Source organism: Oceanobacillus kapialis (assembly GCF_044790185.1).
GTDB lineage: Bacteria > Bacillota > Bacilli > Bacillales > Amphibacillaceae > Oceanobacillus_B > Oceanobacillus_B kapialis.
Genome location: NZ_CP085256.1, coordinates 918,664 through 942,858, shown reverse-complemented (window position 1 = coordinate 942,858; position 24,195 = coordinate 918,664). Strand labels below are relative to the sequence as shown.

The 24,195-nt window shown below is 38.9% G+C and carries 18 protein-coding genes, 14 tRNA genes, 1 rRNA gene and 1 pseudogene; 10 read left to right on the top strand and 24 right to left on the bottom strand.

Annotated features, from left to right (window positions below):
- Positions 1-288 precede the first annotated feature (288 nt).
- Positions 289-1,956: a DUF2075 domain-containing protein gene (locus LG273_RS05035; protein WP_404458307.1), complete on the top strand. Its 1,668-nt coding sequence runs from the start codon at positions 289-291 to the stop codon at positions 1,954-1,956.
- Positions 1,931-2,239 (top strand): nucleotide pyrophosphohydrolase, encoded by a 309-nt coding sequence (locus tag LG273_RS05030; RefSeq protein WP_404458304.1) that lies wholly within the window; start codon positions 1,931-1,933, stop codon positions 2,237-2,239. The genes LG273_RS05035 and LG273_RS05030 overlap by 26 nt, the downstream gene beginning before the upstream one ends.
- 271 nt (positions 2,240-2,510) lie before the next feature.
- Here LG273_RS05030 and LG273_RS05025 read toward each other — a convergent pair whose 3' ends face one another.
- Complete coding sequence (locus LG273_RS05025; protein WP_404458301.1) at positions 2,511-3,986, bottom strand: anion permease; 1,476 nt, start codon at positions 3,984-3,986, stop codon at positions 2,511-2,513.
- 258 nt (positions 3,987-4,244) lie between these two features.
- Here LG273_RS05025 and LG273_RS05020 point away from each other — a divergent pair, with 258 nt between their 5' ends.
- Positions 4,245-4,811, top strand: coding sequence for a hypothetical protein (locus LG273_RS05020; protein ID WP_404458298.1), 567 nt, complete (start codon positions 4,245-4,247; stop codon positions 4,809-4,811).
- A 71-nt stretch (positions 4,812-4,882) separates the two neighbouring features.
- Here the strand turns inward: LG273_RS05020 and LG273_RS05015 are convergent, their stop codons facing one another.
- The 5 genes from LG273_RS05015 to LG273_RS04995 form a co-directional block, all read right to left on the bottom strand.
- Positions 4,883-10,687, bottom strand: a complete 5,805-nt coding sequence (locus LG273_RS05015) for a phosphodiester glycosidase family protein (protein ID WP_404458295.1) — start codon at positions 10,685-10,687, stop codon at positions 4,883-4,885.
- 264 nt (positions 10,688-10,951) lie between these two features.
- Positions 10,952-12,298 (bottom strand): M20/M25/M40 family metallo-hydrolase, encoded by a 1,347-nt coding sequence (locus tag LG273_RS05010; RefSeq protein WP_404458292.1) that lies wholly within the window; start codon positions 12,296-12,298, stop codon positions 10,952-10,954.
- A gap of 237 nt (positions 12,299-12,535) precedes the next feature.
- Positions 12,536-13,003: a hypothetical protein gene (locus LG273_RS05005; protein ID WP_404458289.1), complete on the bottom strand. Its 468-nt coding sequence runs from the start codon at positions 13,001-13,003 to the stop codon at positions 12,536-12,538.
- 186 nt (positions 13,004-13,189) lie between these two features.
- Positions 13,190-13,585 carry a hypothetical protein gene (locus LG273_RS05000; protein WP_404458286.1) on the bottom strand — a complete coding sequence of 132 codons (396 nt, stop codon included), beginning with the start codon at positions 13,583-13,585 and terminating at the stop codon, positions 13,190-13,192.
- A 575-nt stretch (positions 13,586-14,160) separates the two neighbouring features.
- Complete coding sequence (locus LG273_RS04995) at positions 14,161-14,487, bottom strand: hypothetical protein (RefSeq protein ID WP_404458284.1); 327 nt, start codon at positions 14,485-14,487, stop codon at positions 14,161-14,163.
- A 264-nt stretch (positions 14,488-14,751) separates the two neighbouring features.
- On the opposite strand from LG273_RS04995, the gene LG273_RS04990 reads away from it, so the two are divergent.
- The 7 genes and pseudogenes from LG273_RS04990 to LG273_RS04960 all read left to right on the top strand — a co-directional run bounded on the left by LG273_RS04990 (position 14,752) and on the right by LG273_RS04960 (position 20,098).
- A complete protein-coding gene (locus LG273_RS04990) occupies positions 14,752-14,904 on the top strand; it encodes a hypothetical protein (RefSeq protein ID WP_404458281.1) in 153 nt (50 codons plus the stop codon).
- Between the two features lie 209 nt (positions 14,905-15,113).
- Positions 15,114-15,695 (top strand): annotated as a pseudogene (locus tag LG273_RS04985) (LysE family translocator).
- A gap of 26 nt (positions 15,696-15,721) precedes the next feature.
- Positions 15,722-16,510, top strand: coding sequence for a helix-turn-helix domain-containing protein (locus LG273_RS04980; protein ID WP_404458278.1), 789 nt, complete (start codon positions 15,722-15,724; stop codon positions 16,508-16,510).
- Positions 16,511-16,734: 224 nt separating this feature from the next.
- Positions 16,735-17,682 (top strand): sensor histidine kinase, encoded by a 948-nt coding sequence (locus tag LG273_RS04975; RefSeq protein ID WP_404458275.1) that lies wholly within the window; start codon positions 16,735-16,737, stop codon positions 17,680-17,682.
- Positions 17,645-18,331: a response regulator transcription factor gene (locus tag LG273_RS04970; RefSeq protein WP_404458272.1), complete on the top strand. Its 687-nt coding sequence runs from the start codon at positions 17,645-17,647 to the stop codon at positions 18,329-18,331. Before LG273_RS04975 ends, LG273_RS04970 begins: the two co-directional genes overlap by 38 nt.
- 81 nt (positions 18,332-18,412) lie before the next feature.
- Complete coding sequence (locus LG273_RS04965; protein ID WP_404458269.1) at positions 18,413-19,330, top strand: ABC transporter ATP-binding protein; 918 nt, start codon at positions 18,413-18,415, stop codon at positions 19,328-19,330.
- On the top strand, positions 19,331-20,098 hold the full coding sequence (locus LG273_RS04960) for a hypothetical protein (RefSeq protein WP_404458266.1): 768 nt from the start codon (positions 19,331-19,333) through the stop codon (positions 20,096-20,098). It abuts the gene before it with no gap.
- Between the two features lie 50 nt (positions 20,099-20,148).
- On the opposite strand, the gene LG273_RS04955 is transcribed toward LG273_RS04960, so the two are convergent.
- The 18 genes from LG273_RS04955 to rrf all read right to left on the bottom strand — a co-directional run bounded on the left by LG273_RS04955 (position 20,149) and on the right by rrf (position 24,060).
- Positions 20,149-20,715, bottom strand: a complete 567-nt coding sequence (locus LG273_RS04955; RefSeq protein ID WP_404458263.1) for a DUF2812 domain-containing protein — start codon at positions 20,713-20,715, stop codon at positions 20,149-20,151.
- On the bottom strand, positions 20,702-21,019 hold the full coding sequence (locus LG273_RS04950; RefSeq protein ID WP_404458260.1) for a PadR family transcriptional regulator: 318 nt from the start codon (positions 21,017-21,019) through the stop codon (positions 20,702-20,704). Before LG273_RS04950 ends, LG273_RS04955 begins: the two co-directional genes overlap by 14 nt.
- Positions 21,020-21,211: 192 nt before the next feature.
- Entirely contained in the window at positions 21,212-22,363 is a 1,152-nt protein-coding gene (locus LG273_RS04945; RefSeq protein WP_404458257.1) for a glycosyltransferase family 4 protein, read from the bottom strand.
- Positions 22,364-22,648: 285 nt separating this feature from the next.
- Positions 22,649-22,732, bottom strand: a tRNA-Leu gene (locus LG273_RS04940).
- Positions 22,733-22,743: 11 nt separating this feature from the next.
- Positions 22,744-22,817 (bottom strand) — tRNA-Cys (locus LG273_RS04935).
- Between the two features lie 10 nt (positions 22,818-22,827).
- Positions 22,828-22,902 (bottom strand) — tRNA-Gly (locus tag LG273_RS04930).
- 5 nt (positions 22,903-22,907) lie between these two features.
- Positions 22,908-22,982 (bottom strand) — tRNA-Gln (locus LG273_RS04925).
- Between the two features lie 10 nt (positions 22,983-22,992).
- Positions 22,993-23,068 (bottom strand) — tRNA-His (locus tag LG273_RS04920).
- A 12-nt stretch (positions 23,069-23,080) separates the two neighbouring features.
- Positions 23,081-23,154, bottom strand: a tRNA-Trp gene (locus tag LG273_RS04915).
- Positions 23,155-23,173: 19 nt separating this feature from the next.
- Positions 23,174-23,258 (bottom strand) — tRNA-Tyr (locus LG273_RS04910).
- 25 nt (positions 23,259-23,283) lie between these two features.
- A tRNA-Phe gene (locus LG273_RS04905) sits at positions 23,284-23,359 on the bottom strand.
- Between the two features lie 29 nt (positions 23,360-23,388).
- Positions 23,389-23,465 (bottom strand) — tRNA-Asp (locus LG273_RS04900).
- Between the two features lie 19 nt (positions 23,466-23,484).
- Positions 23,485-23,561, bottom strand: a tRNA-Met gene (locus LG273_RS04895).
- Between the two features lie 18 nt (positions 23,562-23,579).
- Positions 23,580-23,655: transfer RNA gene (locus tag LG273_RS04890), tRNA-Val, on the bottom strand.
- A gap of 17 nt (positions 23,656-23,672) precedes the next feature.
- Positions 23,673-23,747, bottom strand: a tRNA-Glu gene (locus LG273_RS04885).
- 19 nt (positions 23,748-23,766) lie between these two features.
- Positions 23,767-23,858: transfer RNA gene (locus LG273_RS04880), tRNA-Ser, on the bottom strand.
- A gap of 2 nt (positions 23,859-23,860) precedes the next feature.
- A tRNA-Asn gene (locus LG273_RS04875) sits at positions 23,861-23,935 on the bottom strand.
- Positions 23,936-23,944: 9 nt separating this feature from the next.
- Positions 23,945-24,060, bottom strand: a 5S ribosomal RNA gene (rrf, locus tag LG273_RS04870).
- Positions 24,061-24,195: the final 135 nt, after the last annotated feature.

The window sequence follows — 24,195 nt, the reverse complement described above, 5'->3', positions numbered from 1 at the left end:
ACCAAATTTCTCAGCCGACTTCACATGGTTAACTAAAGTTTTTTCTTGTTCTTCTTGATGGTTAATATACTTTCTAGTTACTTCGTCAAAAGTAGACCTTTGAGTCTAGTTTACCATTTACACCCTTCCATCATTTGTAAAAAACTTTATTGTGGTTCGACACTTCTAGCTAAAAACTACGAATACAAACTATCAACACTCCTTTAATTGATTCATTTTTCTAGCCATATTTTCCACACTTGATAAATATGATACCATTATAAAAAAAGAGATACAGAGGTTAAAACCATGAAAGAACTATTATTCGAAAAGAGAGATTTCACCCCCGACGATGTAAACACTATAAAAGCACTACACCTAAATAATTATCCTATTGTATACATACTTTATAATGAGAATAAGAAGCCGTCTGCCTATATTGGACAAACTGTTCAAGCTACACGACGTTTGAGAAATCATCTAGAAGATAAAAAACGAAATAACTTGAAACACTCAATTCTGATTGGACACGAGAAATTCAATCAGTCAGCAACGTACAATATTGAATCGAATCTCATTAACTATTTCATCGCAGATAACAACTATCAGTTACAAAATGTGAGTCAGACTAGAACAAGAGTTACACATAATTATTATGAGAAATCTTTTTATAATGAAGAACTTTTTCAAGTTATTTGGGAGAAACTTAGAGAAGAAAAAATCGTAAGTGATACTGTTGAGAACCTTAGAAATAAGGATATTTATAAGTTATCTCCATATAAGGAACTTTCCCCTCAGCAGCTTGATATCAAAAATGAAATACTCAATTTTTGTAAAGAACATATAAGTAAAGAAGGAAATCATGTTATTGCCATCGAAGGTGATGCTGGTACAGGTAAAAGTGTCTTGTTAAGCTCACTTTTTAATACGATTCAAGATTTAGGTAAAGATGCTAGCTCCGATTTATCTGGGACAGATAATTACTTACTAGTCAATCACTCTGAGATGCTAAAGACATACAAGACTATCGCCAATAGTTTACCTAACTTAAAGAAAAAGAGCCTAATGAAGCCAACTCCATTTATTAATCAGAAAGCAAAGGCTCAAGAAACAGCAGATATCGTATTAATTGACGAAGCTCATTTACTTTTAACCAAGGAAGATTCTTATAACAGTTTTCGCTACCAAAATCAATTGGATGAAATTATTAAACGTAGCAAAATCTCTATTGTCATCTTTGACCCAAAACAAGTACTGAAAATCAAAAGCTACTGGAATGATAGATTATTAGAAGAAATTACGAACCAGTATAATGCGAAAACTCTACAGCTCACGGATCAAATGAGAATGAATGCCAATCCTGAGATCATCAAGTGGATTGACAACTTTGTTGCAAAAGAAATCCTTTCTCTACCGAAAGCTGAAGACTCTTCTTTTGAACTTAAATTATTTGAGGATGCTGAGACTTTTAAGGCAGCTATTGAAAATAAAAACAAAGAAGTTGGCCTCTCTCGAGTTGTCTCAACCTTTGATTATCTACATAAGAAAGATGGGAAGACCTATATTGTTGATGAAAAGGGAATAAACCTGCCTTGGAATAGTACTGAGTCAAATGCAACCTGGGCAGAGAATCCAAATTCCATTAAGGAAGTTGGCTCTATCTATACTGTACAAGGCTTTGACCTAAATTATGTCGGTGTTGTTCTTGGTCCTTCAGTGGGTTATGATGAGGAAAAAGACAAATTAACCATCGATCCATCAAAATACCAAGATAAAGGTGCATTTGCTTCAAGATCGGATTTATCATTTCAAGAGAACCAAGAAATAAAAGAAGAAATCATACTGAATTCAATCAATGTTTTGATGAAACGAGGGATACACGGACTATACATCTTTGCGACAGACCCTAAATTAAAAAAGAAGCTACTCGAGCTAAAAAGGGGAAATGACAATGAGCGATCTTCAAAGCTTAATTAACACAGTTAATGAATTTAGAGATGAAAGAAGCTGGAGACAGTACCACAATCCAAAAGACCTTGCTATCTCCATTTCCATCGAAGCAGCTGAATTACTTGAAGATTTTCAATGGGTTAACAGTGAAAAGGCACTCAAAGACAATAAAGAAAACATTCGTGAAGAGATTGCCGATGTTTTGATCTATTCCTTGATGCTTTGTTCGGATTTAGATATAGATGTGAAAGAAATTGTGGAAGAAAAGATTGTTAAGAACGGAAGGAAATATCCGGTTAGCAATAAATAATTGGCTCCCCCTTATATTCTAGTACCGAAATTGAATTGTTGGCTAAAGTGTAAATCAAATATTGTACCCAGCCCTATCCGCTTGGCTAATCAACTTGCTATTACAGTGAATAATAAAAGTGTTAAGTACAGAGTTAATAATTGCGCAACAAAATCCTAAGAAATTATATATTCCAACAGAAACACTCCAAATTATCAGAGTTTAACATTTGGAGTGTTTTACAATTTTAAACAATTTCATTAAATTAAAAAATCACTTATAACCTCACCACTCACCACAACCCAAGAACCTTCCACCAAATTCCACCAATCACTCCCCATATACAAATATGGATAAGAGATATCGCAAAACCGATGGACCACCATTTACTCTGGGCTACATAACCAGATCCAAAGAACACTGGTGCTGGTCCGCTGCCGTAATGGGTGAGACTGCCGAATAAGTTACTGAAAAAGCCAAGGATTAAGGCAGACAGCATGGGTGGTGCACCTGCTGTAATAGCTACTACTAGAAAGGCTGCATACATAGCACTTACATGGGCGGTGTTACTTGCAAAGAAGTAGTGGGAGTAAAAATAGATCAAGGCTAATGCGATTAATGCCCAGATCCAGGACATTCCACTAACCGAGTTGCCCATAAGATCACTAAACCACGGGATCATCCCTAACGTGTTTAAGTAGGATGCCATCATCACTAATACAGCAAACCATACAAGTGTATCCCATGCTCCTTCTTCTTTTTTAACGTCATTCCAAGACAAGACAGAGGCTAGAAGCAATACCGATAATCCAACTAATGCTGTCGTGGTAGGACTAATCCCAACTGCATCACCAAAAATCCATAACAATAAAATAAGTAAAAATACACTAATCATGCTTTTTTCAGGTTTCTTTAATGGTCCCATTTCACTTAACTTTTCGTCAGCAATTTTCGCTGCTTCTGGCGTTTCTTTAATCTCTGGAGGATACACTTTATAAATGAAAAACGGGATGACCAGTAAACTGATCAATCCAGGTACAATGGCCGCAATTGCCCAATTCGCCCATGTGATCGTTATTCCCGCATCCCCTGCCATGGATGCAATTAAAGGATTCGCTGCCATCGCAGTAAGAAACATCGCAGAAGTAATCATATTCCCTTGGAAGGCTGTTTTTGTTAAGAATGCCCCTATCTTTCTCTCTGTCCCATCTCCCGCCTTTGAGCCAAATGTTTCCGACAAGGATAAAACGATTGGGTAAATAATACCTCCCCCACGAGCCGTGTTACTTGGCATTGCCGGTGAAAGGATTAAATCACTAAGTAATAACGCATAAGAAAGCCCTAATGTTTTCTTCCCGAACCTTTTCACAAACATATATGCGACTCGATTACCTAGCCCTGTTTTTATAAACCCGCGTGAAATAAAAAAGGCAATAACAATCAGCCAAATCGTCGTATTTTGAAAGCCGCTTAATGCATCACTTAACTCTAAGGTACCTGTTAAAACAATGACCGTTATCGCAAGTATTGCCACAGCCCCCATTGGCAAAGGCTTCATAATGAATCCCAAAATCGTGGCAACAAAGATGGCAAACAGCTGCCACGCCCTCTCATCTAAACCTGCAGGAGCACCTATAAACCAAATGATTGCGCCTATTGCTACAATGATTAATAGTGACGTGATGTTAACTTCTTTTTTCGGTAGTTGTTTTTGTTGTGCATGAGCAGGTTGTTCTGCTAACCTTTTATTAACATTATCTTTTTCCATAAATTCACTTCCTAACACACTACAGTAATAGCTTAAATAGTAGTTCACTCATATTTCTTACATTTCACTAATGCCCTTGATATTAACCACATATTTATGTCCAGCTTTTTAAAACAGCAATTATTATAACATATTCAGGACAGACCACCATACGAGGATAACAACATAGTAAGAATTGATTTTTAGTATAGTATTTGGTTGAGCTTGTCCATATAAACTACTGCTTATCCATTTACGAAAGGAGGAGCCTAGCTATATATGAAGATAAAAAAGATTCTCGTTATCTTACTCTCGATTATAACTCTAGTAAGCCTCTCAATTAATTACATATACTTAAAAGAACACCAAAGAAAAGATTACCATTACACCGTATTCATTGACCAAATTAATACTGAATTACGCCATATCATAACAAATACAAACAAACTCACAGAACATAATTTAACTGGGGATAATTTGCAAGACAGCTTAAACGATTTAACCACTAATCTAGCAATATTCAACCATTCCCTACAAAACAGTGTATTATTTATCGATGGAGTCGATCATAAGGGACAAACTATGATCGGTAGAATGAATAAGTTAATTACCTCTGGTTACAAAATAAATCAGCAATTTATTCCCCGCTTTGCAGAAGACAACAAACTAAGTCCTCAAGAATCACTTATATTAAATTCCTTCTACGATCTACTAAAACAAGCAAGAGAACAATTAAACACTGAATCGGATAGTCAACAAATTAGTAAAAATAGGCTTAATGATATTTTAGATCTATTTTCTTCTAACAATTTTGATACATTAATTAAAAGAGGCGGTTCAAATTGACCGCCTCTTTTTTAATTGATGTATTAATTGCAGGATCTAAGTAGTCAAGACTCTCTTATACACCATATTCCTTAAGCTTCCTTATCCTGCTTCCTTCTCTGCAGATAAAACATAACGCCACCTACAACAAGCAGTACACTAGCAATCAACATGATATTAAACATATTGGTTGATGTATTTGGTAATTCGTTATCGTTATCTTCATCCTTTTCTTGACCATTATCATTGTCAGTGACCTCTGCTGGTACCTGCTCATATGCGATTACTTCTTTATCAGACTCTAACACAGCAAATTGACTGAAATGATTTGTCGTTGCAGTAACAGTACCCTCTTCGTACGTTCCACCAATTAACTCCCACTGTTCTTGCTCTTCATTATGATAGTAAACATGAATAAGATTCGGGTCGTTAACTTCACTGTCATCAACAGAGAATGTTAATGTAACTGGTGCTTCAAAGTTCTTGATTAGCTTATTCCCCTGTTTAATTTCAAAATTGTAGCTGTTAGAAAGTGCATTTTTACTTGCTTCACTCTCCGTAATAGACAGGGTCACAGCTTGATCATTGTTTACAAAGTTCATAGCTGGAACAGTAACCTGAACATCGGAAGTATGCAACATAACGTTGGCATTTTTCTGTCTTAATGTGCGAACTTGACTCTCCGTTAACTGTAGTTGAATATCTTCGTTTTCAAACTCTTCTATATTTACTACCAAGGTTCCTTGGAAGGCCAAATCTTCTACTGTTCCTTCAGGTAGCTCCAAGACTCCATCATCTGTCTTGATTGGTTCTACTTCATTTATTTTATTTTTACCAGAGTCTTCTTCACCTGGAGTTTCACCATCTTCTGGCTGCTCACCCTCGCCTGGTTGCTCTCCTTCTCCTGGCTCTTCTCCTTCTTCTGGCTGCTCTCCTTCTCCTGGTTGCTCGCCTTCTCCTGGCTCTTCGCCTTCTCCTGGCTGCTCGCCTTCTCCTGGCTGCTCGCCTTCTCCTGGCTGCTCATCTTCTCCTGGTTGCTCGCCTTCTCCTGGCTGCTCTCCTTCTCCTGGCTGCTCGCCTTCTCCTGGCTGCTCTCCTTCTCCTGGCTGCTCTCCTTCTCCTGGTTGCTCGCCTTCTCCTGGCTCTTCGCCTTCTCCTGGCTGCTCTCCTTCTCCTGGCTCTTCGCCTTCTCCTGGCTGCTCTCCTTCTCCTGGCTGCTCTCCTTCTCCTGGCTGCTCTCCTTCTCCTGGTTGCTCGCCTTCTCCTGGCTGCTCTCCTTCTCCTGGTTGCTCACCTTCTCCTGGTTGCTCACCTTCGCCCGGCTGTTCGCCTTCTCCTGGTGTTTCTTGCTCTTCTTTTACCATTGTAAAGGTGTCTACTGTTTCACCATTTCTATTTGTTGCAGTGAATTCCAACTCATTTCCATCTACTGTAATACCAGAGTATACTTGGACATTCTCGTCATAGCCTGTACGAATCCACTCATAGTCACCCTGATCATAAAACTTCGGACCTGAGGAACCACCAATAATATACGTTGTGCCTTCCCCATCTTCAACGATCTCGCCATTATTTATCGGCCATGATCGCATGTAAGCATGATCATGTCCTGCAAGTACAAGGTCTACTTCTACCTCATCAAATACAGCAGGCCATACATCGCGCACTCGCTTATTTTCGCTTGCACTATTACTATGATAAGGGGAACGGTGAGATACAACAATTTTCCATTCCTTATCGGTGTTTTTCATGTCTTCTTTTAACCATTCTGCTTGTGTCTGAACATTTCCTTCAGAGTTTAATACAGCAAAATGCACATTGCCATAATCAAAGGAATAAGCTTGTTCTACTTCTCCATCTGGTCCATTTTTTGGCAGTTGGAATTGAGCTTTAAAGTTTTCTTGCCCTCCGCCAACTACTTCATGGTTACCAATAACAGGAATCAAACTCATATTTTTCAGGTATTCCTGACTAACTTCATACCAGTTTTCCCAATGCGTTTGTCTATCCCCATAGTCGACAATGTCTCCAGCTAGCAGCATGAATTCTGCATTCGGATAGTCTGCTAATGCCTTACCGAAAAGCTCTGCCCAAATTCCGTAACCATTTTCAGTTGATTGGTTCGGGAATGCCTGGATATCAGTGGTGTATAGGAATGTGAAAGGCTCCTCTTCCGCTTCTTCGGTTTTGAAAGTACCTGCTTCACTCCAGCCCTCTGCTGTTCCATCCCCTACGCGATACGTATAAGAGGTTCCTGGCTCTAATCCTACTGCATCCACTTCATGCATCTGCATGACGCCAAGATCTGTTGCAAATGGGAAGCTATTTCCTTCAAATGTCATCACATTTTCTGATTGAAATCCATCAGATTCTTCCGTTCTCACTACTTGTGCCACAGAGTCTGTCACTTGTGGTGATGTTCTCCACGTGAAGCTTTGTGTCGTTTTTGGACTTTGCTCCCACGTAATTGAAATATTCTCTGGCTCTGTTGAACCGAGCGGTGGTTTTACTTCCGTAGTTGTAACACTACTAAATTGGGAATCTCTTTCTGCTTGAATGGTGTACTCCCCAACAGCTAGGGTCAAATCTTCTGTTACTAGCTCACCTGCTTCATTTGTAACACCAAGTGGTTGTCCCCAAGAGGTTACTTCCACATATTCGCTTGGCAGCCAGCCTGATTCGCCCTCTGGAAGCTTGACCTGTAACCAGTTATCTTCACTAGCTGTGATAAGCAATTTATCATCTTGTTTCACTTCCAGTAATACTTCAGAAGCTTCATCCTTTTCACTAAAGACAGATCCCTCTGTTGCAATTTTTGCCATCTGATTAATATCACCTAGTACATTAACCTTAGCACCTTCTACTGGCTCACCATTTTCATCGTTTACCGTAATGGTAGTAGGAGATTGAAGGGAAAGATCCTCTAGTTCAAAGTTTAGTCCATAGCTGATCTCTTTAGAGAAATTTGGTAGATTGATCGGAAGTGCAGTCTCTTTATCAGATTGCAGACGAATGTTTCCTTCCACCCAATCAATGGAAATATTTTCTGTTGCATCCTGATGGACCTTACCAGTAATCGTTAGAATATTTTCCGTATCAGAAAGTTCGCTTAGTTGATCAAAGTCTTCTGCTTCAAACGTGATTAAGCCGTTTTCTGTATCCACACTATTTTCTATGATCGTTGCATTGTTCAGCTTCTCGCTGATAGCAATTTGAGTTCCTTCTGTATCTGGATCTTGATCCACGATATCCAGTTTACTTGGATCATACTGAAATACGAGTTTTGATCCGTACATATCTTGTAGTTTTTTTGCATCGATGTTTAGTTCAAAGGTATTTCCTGCATAAACCTTTTCAGGTCCTGTTAAAGTAAGCTCAGAACTTCCAGTATTAACGACAAAGCTCCATTCCTTCTCTACTGGGTTTCCAAATCTATCTTGGACAGTAAGGTGAACATGGTGAATTCCGTCAGCAAGCGGAACATCCGGCTGATAGGAAATCTCTCCTGTCCCCTCATTGAAAGAAGGCGTAACAGAAGCGCCGTCAACTTTCATGACAATTCGATCAGGGTTAATGCCTGTGCCATTTTCATTATCTGTAGCAATTGCCTTAATGGTTACCTGGCTGTCGGTGACCGTCTCGTCTTCTGCTGGTGCCGCGTTAGATAAAGTCGGATTGACAAGGTCGTCATCTGTTTCTCCGTAAACCGCTCGGATATTATCCACGTAGATTGTTCCAGCATTTTTATTATCATCACTTGTTTCCATATAACGTATAGCTAAATCTAATTTAATCGGAGTGGTTCTGCCTGATGGTACAGCTGTTTCAACATAGCGCCAGCCTTCCCAATCTACTTCTCTAGCAAAATCCACTGGGAATGCGTTGCCGTCGCCATCACGAAGCTGGGCTCTTAACCAATGCCCGTTCCCATCACCATAAACCCACATTCCGATTGACTCAGGGTATCCTTCAATTTCCATATCCTCAATTGGATAGGCATATGCTCCAGACGTTCCTAGTGTCCCTGTAAAGTCATAATCGATTTGTAAGGAATGGTCACCAAATCGTGCTGGTTCTGGGTAAGTAGTTTGGCGGATATCAATATGGTTATAACGCGCCCCACTAAATGTCCAGTGGTCTATCCCATTTTCAAAGTCTTCTAGGATAATCGGTGGTTTTCCTACTTCAACTGCAATAGTATCCTTTACATCACCAAAAGAAACCGTAACTGTTCCCTTTGCCATATCTTCTGTTGCAGTAAACATGCCGTTTTCATCAACAGTGCCAATGTCACCTTCTACTTCCCACTTAAAGGCGCTTTGATCGCTCGTCACTTTCTTTCCATTTTTATAAGCTGTTGCAGCTAAATTGAACTCACCGCCACGGTCAAGCGTAACTTCTGATTGAGGCAGTTCAATGCTGTCAATCGTTTCAACAACCTCGATGGAGGCATTACCAGTTGCTGATCCAACTGCTGCTGTGACAGTACCTTTTCCTGCTGTATCTCCTGCAGTAAATGTTCCTTCCTCGGAAATACTTCCAATTCCTTCAGAGGCAGACCATGCAATTGCCTCATTAATCTCTACTGGATTATAAGCAGCATCCATTCCACTTGCTTCAAATGAACTACTGCTTCCTGATAGGATAAGTTCTTCACTAGGATTTACTGCTAAGCTAGTTAGCGAACCTGTTGGAGCCGAGCTGACCACAAACAATGAGTTAGCAATATTACGTTGTGAGCCATCTGATGGCGTATTCACTACAGAAATAGCTTTATCTCCTGGCTGTCTTGCTGCCATCGTAGCGGAGCCGCCACCATCTAAGTTAATTGCCTGAACCGCGCCTAAATCTAGCATGATTTCTGCTAGCTCATGAACCGTAACACCCTCACTATAGCCCGGGCTGCGGCCATCAATTACCGTGAAAAATATACTTCCATCAGCTTTAATACCTACAGCTGTTCGTGGGGCAACTGCATTATTAAAAGAATTACTTTCAATATTTGCTAGGCTACCAGACTGTACTAGAATAGGGTTTCCGCCTACTGCGTGCGTCACACTATCCCATGGTGCACCTAGTTCCAGATTAATTTCTACCTGGTCACCTGGCTTAAAGTTATCTGTTAAAAAAGAACGTGCTGAGCCATGACCTGAAAGCACAATGGTATTTTCATCTAATGCTGTATCGCCTTCCCCATTCTTTACTTCTTTAACAGTTGCCGTAACAGTACCAACCGCTGACACGTCACCTTCAACCTTTTCCAGAATTACTTCTGCACCATAAGGATTTGTGGAAGTTGTCTCTCCTCTATCAGAAGTATAAACAATTAAATTATTAGACCCTCTGTCTTTATTTACACCTGAGACAGCATGGGCTTGATCACCAATTTTAACCTCATGCGTAATTTCTGGTTGCCCAATTACGGCTTGTCCCCCTTCTGTAATCCCAAATGCGGGACGTGTATTGGAATGATGGAGGACCTCCCCATTATGTATAAATAGACCAGAAACACTACCTGTATCTGTGTTAAAGAAATCTGCATTGATTCCTCCAACAACGGTTTGGCCTTCTTGTGTTACATGTTCCGCCTGTTTAGTCAGTGTTTGCATGCCTGGATATTGTCCATTCGCAACACCTGACACAACCGATAAGTCTTTTTGGTTTAAATCAACCGAAAGCATGGATAAACGTTGATTTCCATCCTCGTTTGAGAAGTGAACCTTTTTCTGCTGCACACCCGGTGCAATCGGTGTTTCTTTCTCATCAATAACATTGTCTATGGCAGTAGTTTGGCTTTCCGCTGCATAGACATCCGTCGCTACATAGGGTGCTATTGGATTAAACAATAATAGCAAACTAAAAAATATGACGAAACCTTTTGTCAAAAATCGTTTCATCTTCTACCTCCTGTTTGTAATGTGGTGTTTTTTGACGTACTGCTTAAGCCTATCAAAACTCTATGAATCTACTATTAAATGTTTTATAGAAAAGTAAAATTAATGTGAATATTTCTCAAAGATTAAGGTAGAAAAGTTTAAGAGGAACTTTTTAGGGGAAAAGATTGAATTCCATAAAAAACTCGCAAACGTTGTGATACTTGACCAACGTTTGCGAGTTTTTTATTGCGTTCTAAAATTCATTGTGAGGTTTATTCTATCCAACTACTCCCCAAAAGCACGAATCACAGAACAAGTACAAACGATCCCCTTAAAAAATTTATCCACATCAAGATTTTCATTCGGCGAATGGTTTGCTTCATCAGAATTGGCATATGGGACAATCACAGAAGGTACACCTAGTATTTGGGTCCACACATAATCTGGTAAACTCCCACCAAGGCTAGGCTGTAACACTGGGTTTTCTTCGTAGGCTTCCTTAACCGCCTCTTTGACAACCTGAACAACTTCCATATCCGGAGACGTACGAGAGGGTTTCATGGACCCGTAGCGTACCACTTCTACTCCAGGTGCATGCTTATGAACATGCTTCTTAAATTTTTCAAAAATATCATCTGGATCTTGATCCACAACGAGGCGCATATCCATTTTGACCATTGCAGTCGAGGGGATAATCGTTTTCGAACCTTTTCCACCATAGCCACTATGAAAACCTGCGATATTTAATGTTGGTTCAAGGGTTAGTTTTCGATAATATTCCTCGCGGGTCATATTAAACCCTTTATATCCGATTTGATCAGCAACTTGTTTAGCATCATACGGTAATGTTGTTATTAATTCTTCCTCATTGGCAGTTGGTTTCTTCACATCATCATAAAAACCTTCTATTAAAATATTGCCAGCATCATCCTTCATGGTACCTAAAAGCTCAACAAGCTGCCAAGCTGGATTTGGCGCAATATTTCCTTTGTTACCAGAATGGTTGTCCCAATCCGCTCCTTTTGCATTTAGTTCTACATAGAGCATTCCTCTAACGCCTAGTAAAACAAATGGAGCCCCGCTTTCATGCATCGGGCCATCTGATGTATACACTAAATCTGCTTTTAATAAATCACGATGCTCGGAAACAAAGTTAACGAGATTCGGGCTGCCAACTTCTTCTTCCCCTTCAAACACAAATTTAATATTGATAGGAAGATCGCCGACAACTTCCTGGTAAGTTTTTAGTGCCAGAATTTGCGCCATAAGCTGTCCTTTATTATCTCCAGCTCCACGGCAAAAGATTTTCCCGTCTCTAATCGTTGGTTCAAAGGGAGGTGAATTCCACTCCTCTACCGGGTCAGCAGGTTGCACATCATAATGGCCGTATATGAGTAACGTAAAATCATTCGCTTCATTCTTGATTTCCCCATAAACGACAGGATGGCCCTGCGTCTCTATTAATCTACTATCCATGCCGATCTCTTCTAACATATTAAGCAGCATGGCACTTGTTTCTTCCATTCCGATATTTTGTGTGCTGATGCTTTTCTGGCGTAGTAAGGTAAATAATGTTTCTAAGTATTGTTCTTTGTTTTTTTCGACGAATTCCTTAACTAGGTCTAAACTCATTACATATCCTCCTATATCACTATACCAAGAACTCCAATTTTTCTAAGTCATGGTAATAATAATACTTCCACATAATTTTAATAACCTTAAACTAAGTAATAATATCTCCCGATCAATTAAATTTACTAGGATTCTCAACCTTAATTGAAGAAACTTCTCCATATCAACTGCTAAGCACAAATATACTTGTGGTAACACCTTATTACATTCTTAAACCACATAGTTGAAGAATTAATATTAATTATATAACTTCCTACTTAATTTCTGTACCAACAAAAACATGTGAAAATAGAGATTGGATGCTACAATTGCGTATATTGAAAATGAAATAAAACCTTCTAGATATATACTCCCGGAGAAAACCAAAAGATATAGAAATCCGACTAGTACACCTGCTAATGAGTATAAACCTAACTGAATAAAGTAAAGTGTCCATTTTGAATCTCTATCAACATTTACGACTAACTTATCAATTAATATCGAGATAGGTAATCCTACAAGAAAATATACTGGAGCTGTGTAAATAATCACAAAAACACTTATTTCAAAAAAGCCAAAATAATAAACATTAGGTTCTTGTTGTGAACTAGGAACATAGGAAACCCAAGAAAATATTGTTGCAAACAAAATAGTAGATAGTAATGCTGCTAAAAATCTTTTCATCGTCATCCTCCATTTTTTACAAACATGTGCATCTTTTTTCAACTATCCTCCCCCTCGTACCTCAAGCATATGCTTTTATTGAAGCAACGCGCCTAATAGCTTGAATTAGAATAATCTTCCTACGTTAAAAGCCTACTTCAATAATAACAACACTTCCTATTAGCCCAACAGCTGTTGTATTGCTCATTTTGAACCCTCCCAAACTATTTTAATTGAAGAAATACACCGTTAATTAGAAAGAGCTGATTCGGATAGTTCCGAAAAGAAAGCCCTCATTTCTTCTGGTAATTCCTCTATCGCAAGGATTTTTAGTCTCTCCGTCCCTGGAGTAGTCATCACTAGATAAGACTTGTCATTATAATCAACTATCGTAAATTGCCCTACACAATCTGCGGAGTTGTTTTGAATATAGTTAAAGTCATCTTCTGAAAAATTATCCTCATAACCATCTAACATGTGCTGCTGCACTTCCTCAAAACTGTCTGCGAATGTTAATTCCTGGTACAGTTCCACTGAGTCCTTAGGTGTAAAGAAATGGACGTAATACAATGAACCTCCAACTATTATAAGAACTAAGGCTATAAAAGTAACCCAACCTTTTAGCTTCTTTTTCTTTTTGAACATACAGTTCTGCCCCTTTTCCACTGTACTGCCATACGATTTCATTACCATGATATTCCGTTGGAAAGATCCTACTCAAAATACTAATTCTGTATAGGATCCTTAAATACCTTTTTCAATTTACCTGCAGTTTAATTAATTTAGTGTTTCACTCTAATATTAAAACCTTCTTTTCTAGTTCCATCGGTTTCGATCTCCAACTTCGATATTATATCAAGATGCGGTTTTATATCATTGTTACATCAATTCCGGTGCAGCCTGTGACAGATGCGAGCAACATTGCAGTAGGCGTTCCCCCCTTTTCCTTGCCACCTATTCATAGAACTGTTTTTACATAGGAAATGTATAATCTATGTTTTAATAAAAATACTGCCTTTTATTACTAGTAGATACATTTTTTCATCCATGCTATAATAACAAAGCGATGAGCTGATTTGTGTAAGACGAGGAATGCTATACATGTGAATGTGAACACATAATTCTTCGCCGCAAATATACGTAGAAAACGCCTGTATTTTTTACAGGCGTTTTTTCTATTAACGGTAGATATGCTGTTCTTTAACGCTTAATGGAAACCATTATTTAATCCTTGATTCTTTAATATTACGCTCCATCTCCCGCTTCTCTTTCCAATGGCACCATATAATTCTTCTAGCTTTTATCACGTCATTTTTTCTAACTTTAATGTAAACAGGGCTCTTTTTATATCCAAATTGATAGAAATTTTCCCAATTATACGGGATATGGTATTTGAAAGGAATATTGTTGTCTCTTAAAATCCAGTAGTATTCAGAAGCCTCATTTAAAGAAGATTCGTCCCCTTTATAAATGGTTACGCTTTCCTGCTTTTCTCTAAATAGCCACATCAAACCAATAACCGCAAAAATAAGTAATAACTCATACATGTTTTAGCCCCTCTTTATCTGGTTCTAGTTGATTTGCATAAGCATGTTTAAGAACCAGTTTACCCATGAGTGTGAGTGTCTAAAACATAAAATGTAGGGACCAATATTTGATGAGCCAGTATCCACCGATCATTGCAACTTATTCCATAGAAAAATTATTAGCAAGAAAAAATACCCTACTCTACTTAAGTCAACAAACTTTATGAAGAGACTTTATAAAAAAGTGCAGACATAAATATTGATATTCCAATAAGGGTAAAAGCAATGGACATAGGTGTTTCTTTTAATGAAAAACCGTTAGAGATCTCCAGTATGAGCCAAAAAATCCCCATTAAGAAAAAAGATGTTCCTAATACTAAGTTAATTTTCCCAACAAGCGTAAAAGTCTTCATCTCCACCTATCAACTCCATCCATAAACTTCCAATATTTTCTATATATTTATTTTAACATAGTTCTCTATTCTGTTGGATTAACTCGAGACCATATTTTATAAGGGCATTATAATAAAAGAAAGCACTGATCATAAATTCAATTAAAGCTGCACCACATTCCTGCAATAATATACTATATACATCTCACAGAAAGAGGTAATATTCATGAAAGTACCTTGAAGGGAGACTTCATCTTGGATATTACCTCTTTTATCCTCTACTGTTTTATTGTTACGTTTACGCCAGGTCCCACGAATATCGTAATTTTGTCGACTGTCCATAATTTTGGGGTGAAAAAGGCGGTGACTTATACATATGGAGCAACGATTGCTTTTGGTTTATTACTTGGTATTTCTGCTATGTTGAATACGGTGATGATGAACGTCCTGCCCAAAATTTTAGTAGGCATGCAAATTATCGGTACTATATACATGCTCTATCTCGCTTATTAAATTTGCAAAGTGGATACATCAAAATCAAAACCAATGAACTCCCATACAGGGACGTTTACTACGGGCTTTCTTATGCAATTTTTAAATCCAAAGGTGTTGCTTTTTACACTAACCGTCATTCCGAGCTTTGTTTTGCCTTATTATCAAAATATACCCGCTGTGTCAGTTAGCGTTATCGTAATAACCATTATTGGATTTTTAGCATTTATAACATGGATACTTTTCGGAGCAGTCCTTAAGCGGTTTTTTCAAAGGTATACAAAAATTGTGAATGTTATAATGGCTTTAGGCTTACTTTACGCTACAGCTATGATTTGGGTGTAAGAGCATACGGGTGAAGAGGTGATAAAATGGATACGTTTATCTATAAAAAAGTTGCAGGTATTACAGCATTATCAGCAAGTATGGTCGATTTTAAATATAAAAAACATGCGCATCAAGAATATGCAATAGGCGTAACACTGCGGGGGATTCAGCATTTTCATATGGATGGTAGCTTACAATTATCCTATCAAAATGGTGTGATGCTCTTTAATCCTGAACAGGCGCATGACGGAATGGCACATGATAAGGCTGGCTTAGATTATGTCATGTTGTATATTGATCCTCAAATGCTTTTAGAGGCTACCCACAAAAAGGAGCTCGTAAAATTTTCAAAACCGATTGTATATGATTACGGACTGGAACAAAGAATATTGAATCTTTCTAAAGCAATATTAGACGAAAGAGATGGGGCTTTGTGTACCGAACTTTTCATATCCCTTACAGATATCCTTGTCCAGAACGACCTTATGACAAATTATAAGAAAGACAATACTCTAATTAAAAAGGCAAAAGAATTACTGCACGCCAACTTAGAGAGTGTACTTAAACTTGATGAAATTGGGAATGAGTTAAACCTATCAAAATTCCAGTTTATTAGATTATTCAAATCGCATACCGGTATTACTCCATATCAATACTATCTAAACTGCAAGGTTGAACGAGCAAAGCAATTAATTGAAAAAGACAGAGACATATACGCAGCAGTAGCTGCATGTGGTTTTGTGGACTTAACTCATTTGAATAAACATTTCAAAAGCGTTTATGGAATAACGGCATTTGAGTATATGTCGTACTTAAATTCAACAAATATATAATGCTATGAAGGCCAAATTCTTGAAGGATTGGGCTCTTTTTATGAATGATGTTTGACAAGGACCTTACTTCCGATCACTCTGATCTTATTAAACTTGCCCTCATCAACTGAGAATATTAAGGGTACTGCTGCTTTAAAATTTCTAATGAGCTAACTTCCTTTTATGATATCATTAAAGACAGAAGACTCTAATCAATCCTTAAACCCAAGAAAGGATGCCACCCCATGCTAATCCTGCTCATTGCATTATCCCTTTTGCTCATAATTTCAACCATTTATATCCTCTATTATAGAAACCAAATAAAAGATATTGGTAACCAATTAGCGTTTATTACGAAGCATCATTCTTTTAAGCTTATCCATACACAAATAAAACCAAAGGAAATTTCCCACTTAATTGACAGGTGTAATGTCATGCTAAAGACGCAAAGGGAAATGGACCAACAATTTATTAAAAAGAATGAAGAGATTAACTCAACAATTGCCAGCCTCTCTCATGACATCAGAACCCCGCTTACTTCGCTGGATGGATATTTACAGCTTGCCACCCGTACAGAAAGCCCTCAGGAAAAAAGCCATTATATCAAACTAGCGCAATCCAGAACGGAGCGAATCAATAGACTTTTAGATGAGTTATTTCTATATACAAAACTCGAAAACAAAGACTACACACTGGACATGGAGAACATAGATATCGTCAACCTAATACAGCAGCGTTTGTTCGTGTATATCAATGAATTTTCCCAAAAAGGTTATGAACCTGCTATAAGCCTGCCTGAACATCCTGTTTATATTCAAGGTAATAGTAGTGCAATAGAAAGGATTCTCGAGAACGTCATAAGAAATTATCTACTACACGGAGAAGGAGCTATTACCATTCATTGTGAAGAAAATAGCGATGCATTCATCATCCACTTTACAAATGCAATAAGAGACGGAATATCGATTAATCCGGAGTCTATCTTTACACGTTTTTATAAAGAAGATGCTTCACGTACGAACCATTCATCAGGCTTGGGACTTTTTATTGTCAAAACCTTAATGGAAAAAATGCAAGGTGATGTTTCAGCTAGTGTCGAGCAGGATCGTTTTTGTCTCCGATTGGTTTTTAACAAAACAGGTAAGGAGGAGAGCTATGTTGGATCAACTGACTATCTTAATCATAGAAGATGATGAGCATATTAATCGGATAATTTTTAATGCCCTTCGCCAGAAAAATTTCGAGTGTACACAAGCATTTTCAGGAAGTGAAGGAAAAATGCATGTTACGCTACATGACTATGACCTTGTTATCCTTGACTTGATGCTGCCAGGTCTTTCCGGTGAGGCTTTTATCCGTGAATTAAGGACAGAAATAGGGTCAGATATCCCTGTAATTGTCTTGTCAGCAAAGGATCAATTGGATAACAAGCTACAATTATTTACGCTTGGGGCAGATGATTATGTCACAAAGCCATTTGAGATTGAGGAGCTACTTGCCCGCATCCATGTGCATGTAAAAAGGAAAGGAATAAACAAGCCTGTAAATCAACACCAGCATAAAAACTTAATTCTTGATGAAGATACTAAAATCGTTAGCGTTAAGGGAATCGGGATGAACCTAACAAAGCAGGAGTATAACATTGTCGAGGTGCTAGTGAAAAATAAAACCAGGGTGTTCACAAAGCAAGATTTGTATGAACTTGCCTGGGATGATCACTATATCGGGGAGGATAAAACCATTACCGTACATATTAGCAACATCCGCACTAAATTGAAGCAGTATGACGAGGAGCCTTATATCGATACGGTCTGGGGAATCGGCTTCAGATTAAGTCCTTAAGTGCTCTTTGAAGTTTCTTAACCTTTTCTTTGCGATTCATTAACTGCTTTCTTGTTTAGTTAGTAGTATGGAGGTGTTAAGATGGCTGATGCAATCATTGAAGTAAAGGAGCTTACGAAACAATTTAAAGTGAAAACGGCAGTAAACAAGGTCTCTTTGAAAATAAACAAAGGAGAGATATTCGGTTTAATTGGCCAAAACGGTGCCGGCAAATCAACATTACTTAAAATGATTGGCGGTCTCGTATTCCCGACATCAGGCGAAATTCACTTTTTTAATGAAAGATCGCACAAGAATCAACTCTATTATGAAAGAATGGGACTTTTAATTGAAAATCCAGGGATCTATCCAAGCTATACCGCATACCAGAACCTTGAACTCATGATGATTGCTTATGGAATCAAGAATCCCACTCAAGAAATTCATGCCCTATTACAGCTAGTTGGATTGAAAAATGATAAAAAAGTGAAGGTAAAAGATTTCTCCATGGGCATGAAGCAGAGGCTCGGAATTGCGATTGCTTTACTGGGCAGCCCTGATGTTCTCATCCTGGATGAGCCAATTAACGGCTTGGATCCTTATGGAATCAAAGAGGTTAGAGAATTAATTTTGGAGCTGAACAAGAAGGGGTTAACGATCATCATCTCCAGCCACATTCTTGAAGAGCTATCAAAAATAGCGACCAACTATGCCATTATCCATGAAGGTGAAATCATCGAAACCATTTCCAAAGAGGAACTCCTTCATAAATGCGAAGAACGAATTGAACTGGAAGTAGATGAAGCAAAGGATGTTATTCCTATTTTGGAAGAAGCATTGAACATCCAACACTATAAAGTAGTCGATCAAAGAAACGTTTATATTTATGACCCTCACGTAGAAAACCATCAGATCATAAAACATCTCAGTTCCCAAGGCATTTCCATTCATGCGATTAGCAAACATAAACAAGGGTTGGAGCAATACTTTTTGGAACGTACGGGAAGAGGTGACGAGTAGATGATCAATCTATTTAAAATGGATTTTCGCCGCTTTATAAGAAATAAAGTCATGTACTCCCTCTTACTTATCTATAGTGCATTTCAAATTTTTGGGGTATTTATGATGAGTGTGTATGAGGAGCCAATGGCAGAAAGTGGTGTACAGACCAGTCAGATGAATGCAAGTGAGTTTATCCAATCCGTCTTATCACAGACTCCATCATGGATGTTACTGTATATTATGGTGTTTACTATTTATTTCTATATGAGCGAGTTGAATGCAGGATTTTATAAAAATTATATCACGATGAAACATGCCCGCATCAATTCGGTCCTCTCCAAAATTATCATTCAGGCCTTTTTTATATTACTCATGCTTTTGACACTCATTATTTCAGATCTTATTGGTCGGTCAATCTTCTTTGGAAACAATGCAATTGGTGATATTGGTTTCTTTATGAAATTAATCTCGAGTCAATTTCTCCTTCAATGGGCGTTTTCTGTTCTAATATTATGTGTGGCTATTATCACGAAAAAAATGTTAGGCAGTTTAATCATCGGCTTGGCGCTTGCCCTTAACCTAGTCGGCATGATTCTGAGCAGTCTAGAGACTGTTTTATTCGATAAAACCTATGTTTCGGATTATCTTTTAGTCAATACCATTATGAGAATTAAGGACTTTCATGACCTTAATGAATGGATTACGGTGTTAAGTACAGGCTTGGTTTTTCTTGTTATGTTTATAGGGATTGCGGCTCGTTATAAATGGAGAGAAGACCTTAGATAACCGTTTAAAGTAAGGAGGAGGCTACCTCCTTACTTTAATCAATCCTGGCTTTATTTCTCTACTAACATAGAATACTTCCGATAAGATTTAAAATAACTATTCGCAAAAACAACTGCCAAAATCACGGGAGCCAACTTCAACATGACAAAGGGCGTTTCAAATAGGAGTGCTACCCAAAATAACCTCCCCTCCATGCTCCATAGGCCTTGGTGGTACAAGTCAATATCACTGTAGAGCATAAAGGCAAATGCCAAACTAAGCGCACCCAACCAAAAAGAATAACGCATTAATCGTTTATAATAGTTACCCTTAGATTGTCGATCAGAGAAAATTTCATTTCTGCCATCCTCTTCTTTTTGCCAATATTTTATGCCGCTAAGCCGGGACCCCTTCATATAATTCCAGCCAAAATCTTCATATATCCCTTTGTATTCATCAAGCTCTTCCTTTGATAAATTATCTTGATAATCAAGTCGCATTACATATCTCTCGCCCGTTTTTTCGAAAGTATATACCCCTAACCCGCTTATATTTGTGCAACGATAGCCTTCTTGTAATTGCTCGTTTAGCCATTTCTCTTCTTTTTCAATATCCAAAAATAGTTTAAACCTCTTCATTTAATTCACTTCCTTCATACAAGGATAAAATATGTTGAAGCCTTTCTTGTTCCATTTTCAAAACATCGTTTCCTTCTGTCGTGATCATATAGATCTTTCTTCGACCAGAATCCCCAACTGATTCGATCCAGCCGTGCTTTTTTAAGTTTTCAATCGCGCCGTATAAAGTACCAGCAGCTAAAATAACCGTTCCATTACTTAGTTGTTCTATTTTCTGCATGACAGCATAACCGTGTAATGGCTCACGTAGTGCCAGTAAAATATAATGCATGGTTTCAGACAGCGGCAATAATTTATGTTTCATATACTCACCTTCTATTCAGTTTAACTATATAGTCTGACTATATAAAGAGTAATACAGTTCAACTGAATAGTCAACCTTCCCATCGAAATTTCTCATGCCTAACCTTCACGGGCAATCTATACACAAAAAAACACCCAAAAATATGGGTGTTTTCTGAAATAACTATCTTATATAACGTTACCCAACAAGAAATCACGCAATTGCACTGTCCATTTTCTTTCTCCTCAATACTTCATAAAAACTGCCGACAAACTGTCCAAAGATTTCATCCCAGGATAGTGTCTCAGCAAATGCAAGAGCTTCAGCTGAAAAGGAATCTCGCAGTGCCTGGTCTTCTAATAACTTAGTCGTTTTTTGAGCAAATGCGTTCCTGTTCCCTGGTTCGCATAAAAAGCCACTTTTTCCATTCGCCACTAGGTTTTTGACGCCACCTTCATTAGCACCAATGACTGGCAGTCCTGATGCCAAAGCCTCTAAGACGACATTTCCAAATGTTTCGGTTGGCGATGGAAATAAGAAAACATCACTTGATGCATAAACCCTGGCCAACTGTTCTCCTTCCAAGAATCCAGTCCATGTAATGTTTTCTTGATGCTGTTCCGATAGTGATTTATACAATGGTCCATCGCCCACCATTACTAGATGGGTGTCTTCTTTTACATGGTCGGGCAATGAATAATAGGTGTCTAAAACAATATCAATATCTTTTTCAGGCGACATTCGTCCAACGTATAAGATTATCTTTTTGCCCTGGATGCCATAATGATTTTTGAAGAAATCTGGAGTTCTTTTTGCAGGAGAAAATACGCGCCTGTCAACACCTCTCCCCCACACACCAATGTCCGGGTGCAATTGCTTTGCTAGTAATTTCTCTTTTGTGCTGATAGTGGGAACGTAAACTTTTTCGAAAGGGCGATGGAACCAATACATATACTTCCAAAGCCATTTTTTTAGGAAAGATAAAGAATAGTAGTCTAAATAATTATCAAAGTGGGTGTGATAAGAGGCGATCATCGGGATGTTGTGTTTTTTACCATACTGGAGACCATACAATCCAACATTGAATGGGGTTGCGATATGAATTAGAGTGGGTTGGAATTTATGTAATACGTTTTTAATCTGTGTTGTGTTTGGAAGAGCAAATCGTAGGTCACGGTAAAGTAAGAAGGGGATGCTAGTTAGTCGCTCGACTTGTGGAAAGCCTGGAGTTTGTGCATTTACAGTTGGAGCAAATACCTGGTATTCAATACCCTGTTTTTCCAGATAATCTGTGTAACGCCTTAACGTTAAAGCTACACCATTAATTTCAGGAGCATAAGTGTCTGAAAAAATCGCAATTCGCATTCAACCACTCCCCTTTTATGAAGTTTCTTCGCAACCAATATAACAAATTACTTTTGAGGGAGTGTTGAGATTTCTTTAAGATCGAATTTACATGACAGGGGTTTCCCTGTAAATGCTGACCATATCTAATAGGCAACTTAATATTGATTAGAGTATGTATAACGAAAGATAACGGTCAGAATATGTAAAAATGCTCACTGATAATCTAATACAATAATTCTATTTCACTCTTAAAAATAGGCATTAAAAAAGACTTTCAACGCTTATGTTGAAAGTCCTATATAGTACCGGTGGTCGGGGTCGAACCGACACTCCCGTGAAGGAACGGGATTTTGAGTCCCGCGCGTCTGCCAATTCCGCCACACCGGCATGTGTATAAATGGAGGCGGTAACCGGATTTGAACCGGTGATAAAGGTTTTGCAGACCTCTGCCTTACCACTTGGCTATACCGCCATAAAAGTAATGGAGCGGAAGACGGGATTCGAACCCGCGACCCCCACCTTGGCAAGGTGGTGTTCTACCACTGAACTACTTCCGCATAAATGGCTGGGCTACCAGGATTCGAACCTGGGATACACGGGATCAAAACCCGATGCCTTACCGCTTGGCTATAGCCCAATATATAATATGGGGCGATCGATGGGGATCGAACCCACGTGTGCCGGAGCCACAATCCGGTGCGTTAACCACTTCGCCACGACCGCCATACATAGAAATGGCAGGGGTAGTAGGAATCGAACCCACATCAAAGGTTTTGGAGACCTTCGTTTTACCATTAAACTATACCCCTACTGACTTATTGAATTAAATGGTGGAGGGGGGCAGATTCGAACTGCCGAACCCTGAGGGAGCGGATTTACAGTCCGCCGCGTTTAGCCACTTCGCTACCCCTCCATATATAAATGTTTAAATAAAAAAATGGTGGCTCGGGACGGAATCGAACCGCCGACACAGGGATTTTCAGTCCCTTGCTCTACCGACTGAGCTACCGAGCCATTTAGTTTTAAAAACTTACCAGATAAAGTGGCGGTCCGGACGGGACTCGAACCCGCGACCTCCTGCGTGACAGGCAGGCATTCTAACCAACTGAACTACCGGACCACTTTTTAATTAAGTAATTTGGTTGCGGGAGCAGGATTTGAACCTGCGACCTTTGGGTTATGAGCCCAACGAGCTACCAGACTGCTCCATCCCGCGATATGATTAAAGTGTTTATGGTGGAGGATGCAGGGCTCGAACCTGCGACCCCCTGCTTGTAAGGCAGGTGCTCTCCCAGCTGAGCTAATCCTCCAGCATAAAGTTAAAAGTTGGTGACCCGTACGGGATTCGAACCCGTGTTACCGCCGTGAAAGGGCGGTGTCTTAACCGCTTGACCAACGGGCCAATATATTAATTATAATAGTGGCGGAGAGCGAGGGATTCGAACCCTCGAGGCCGCGGTAACGGCCTACACGATTTCCAATCGTGCTCCTTCGGCCACTCGGACAGCTCTCCAATGGCTCCACAGGTAGGATTCGAACCTACGACCGATCGGTTAACAGCCGATTGCTCTACCACTGAGCTACTGTGGAATGGAATATGCCTGGCGGCGTCCTACTCTTGCAGGGGCAAAGCCCCAACTACCATCGGCGCTGGAGAACTTAACTTCTGTGTTCGGCATGGGAACAGGTGTGACCTCTCCGCTATTACTACCAGACCATTCAACATGTCTTAAAAACAGTGACAACCATTATTATAATTGTTTCTGAGAAAAAATCAAGTATAAATTCACTTAATATGTAAGTTTTTTATACCCTAAAAACTAAATAAGAGAAAACAACGAATCAAGAAA

Bases quoted from the DNA above. Each gene is read 5' to 3' on its own strand.
- LG273_RS05010 (WP_404458292.1), bottom strand. From the start codon at position 12,298: ATGAGTTTAGACCTAGTTAAGGAATTCGTCGAAAAAAACAAAGAACAA.
- LG273_RS04975 (WP_404458275.1), top strand. From the start codon at position 16,735: ATGCTAATCCTGCTCATTGCATTATCCCTTTTGCTCATAATTTCAACC.
- LG273_RS05030 (WP_404458304.1), top strand. From the start codon at position 1,931: ATGAGCGATCTTCAAAGCTTAATTAACACAGTTAATGAATTTAGAGAT.
- LG273_RS04945 (WP_404458257.1), bottom strand. From the start codon at position 22,363: ATGCGAATTGCGATTTTTTCAGACACTTATGCTCCTGAAATTAATGGT.
- LG273_RS04970 (WP_404458272.1), top strand. From the start codon at position 17,645: ATGTTGGATCAACTGACTATCTTAATCATAGAAGATGATGAGCATATT.
- LG273_RS05000 (WP_404458286.1), bottom strand. From the start codon at position 13,585: ATGTTCAAAAAGAAAAAGAAGCTAAAAGGTTGGGTTACTTTTATAGCC.
- LG273_RS04990 (WP_404458281.1), top strand. From the start codon at position 14,752: ATGGACATAGGTGTTTCTTTTAATGAAAAACCGTTAGAGATCTCCAGT.
- LG273_RS04955 (WP_404458263.1), bottom strand. From the start codon at position 20,715: ATGAAGAGGTTTAAACTATTTTTGGATATTGAAAAAGAAGAGAAATGG.
- LG273_RS04980 (WP_404458278.1), top strand. From the start codon at position 15,722: ATGGATACGTTTATCTATAAAAAAGTTGCAGGTATTACAGCATTATCA.
- LG273_RS05020 (WP_404458298.1), top strand. From the start codon at position 4,245: ATGAAGATAAAAAAGATTCTCGTTATCTTACTCTCGATTATAACTCTA.
- LG273_RS05035 (WP_404458307.1), top strand. From the start codon at position 289: ATGAAAGAACTATTATTCGAAAAGAGAGATTTCACCCCCGACGATGTA.
- LG273_RS04950 (WP_404458260.1), bottom strand. From the start codon at position 21,019: ATGAAACATAAATTATTGCCGCTGTCTGAAACCATGCATTATATTTTA.
- LG273_RS05025 (WP_404458301.1), bottom strand. From the start codon at position 3,986: ATGGAAAAAGATAATGTTAATAAAAGGTTAGCAGAACAACCTGCTCAT.
- LG273_RS05015 (WP_404458295.1), bottom strand. From the start codon at position 10,687: ATGAAACGATTTTTGACAAAAGGTTTCGTCATATTTTTTAGTTTGCTA.
- LG273_RS04965 (WP_404458269.1), top strand. From the start codon at position 18,413: ATGGCTGATGCAATCATTGAAGTAAAGGAGCTTACGAAACAATTTAAA.
- LG273_RS04995 (WP_404458284.1), bottom strand. From the start codon at position 14,487: ATGTATGAGTTATTACTTATTTTTGCGGTTATTGGTTTGATGTGGCTA.
- LG273_RS04960 (WP_404458266.1), top strand. From the start codon at position 19,331: ATGATCAATCTATTTAAAATGGATTTTCGCCGCTTTATAAGAAATAAA.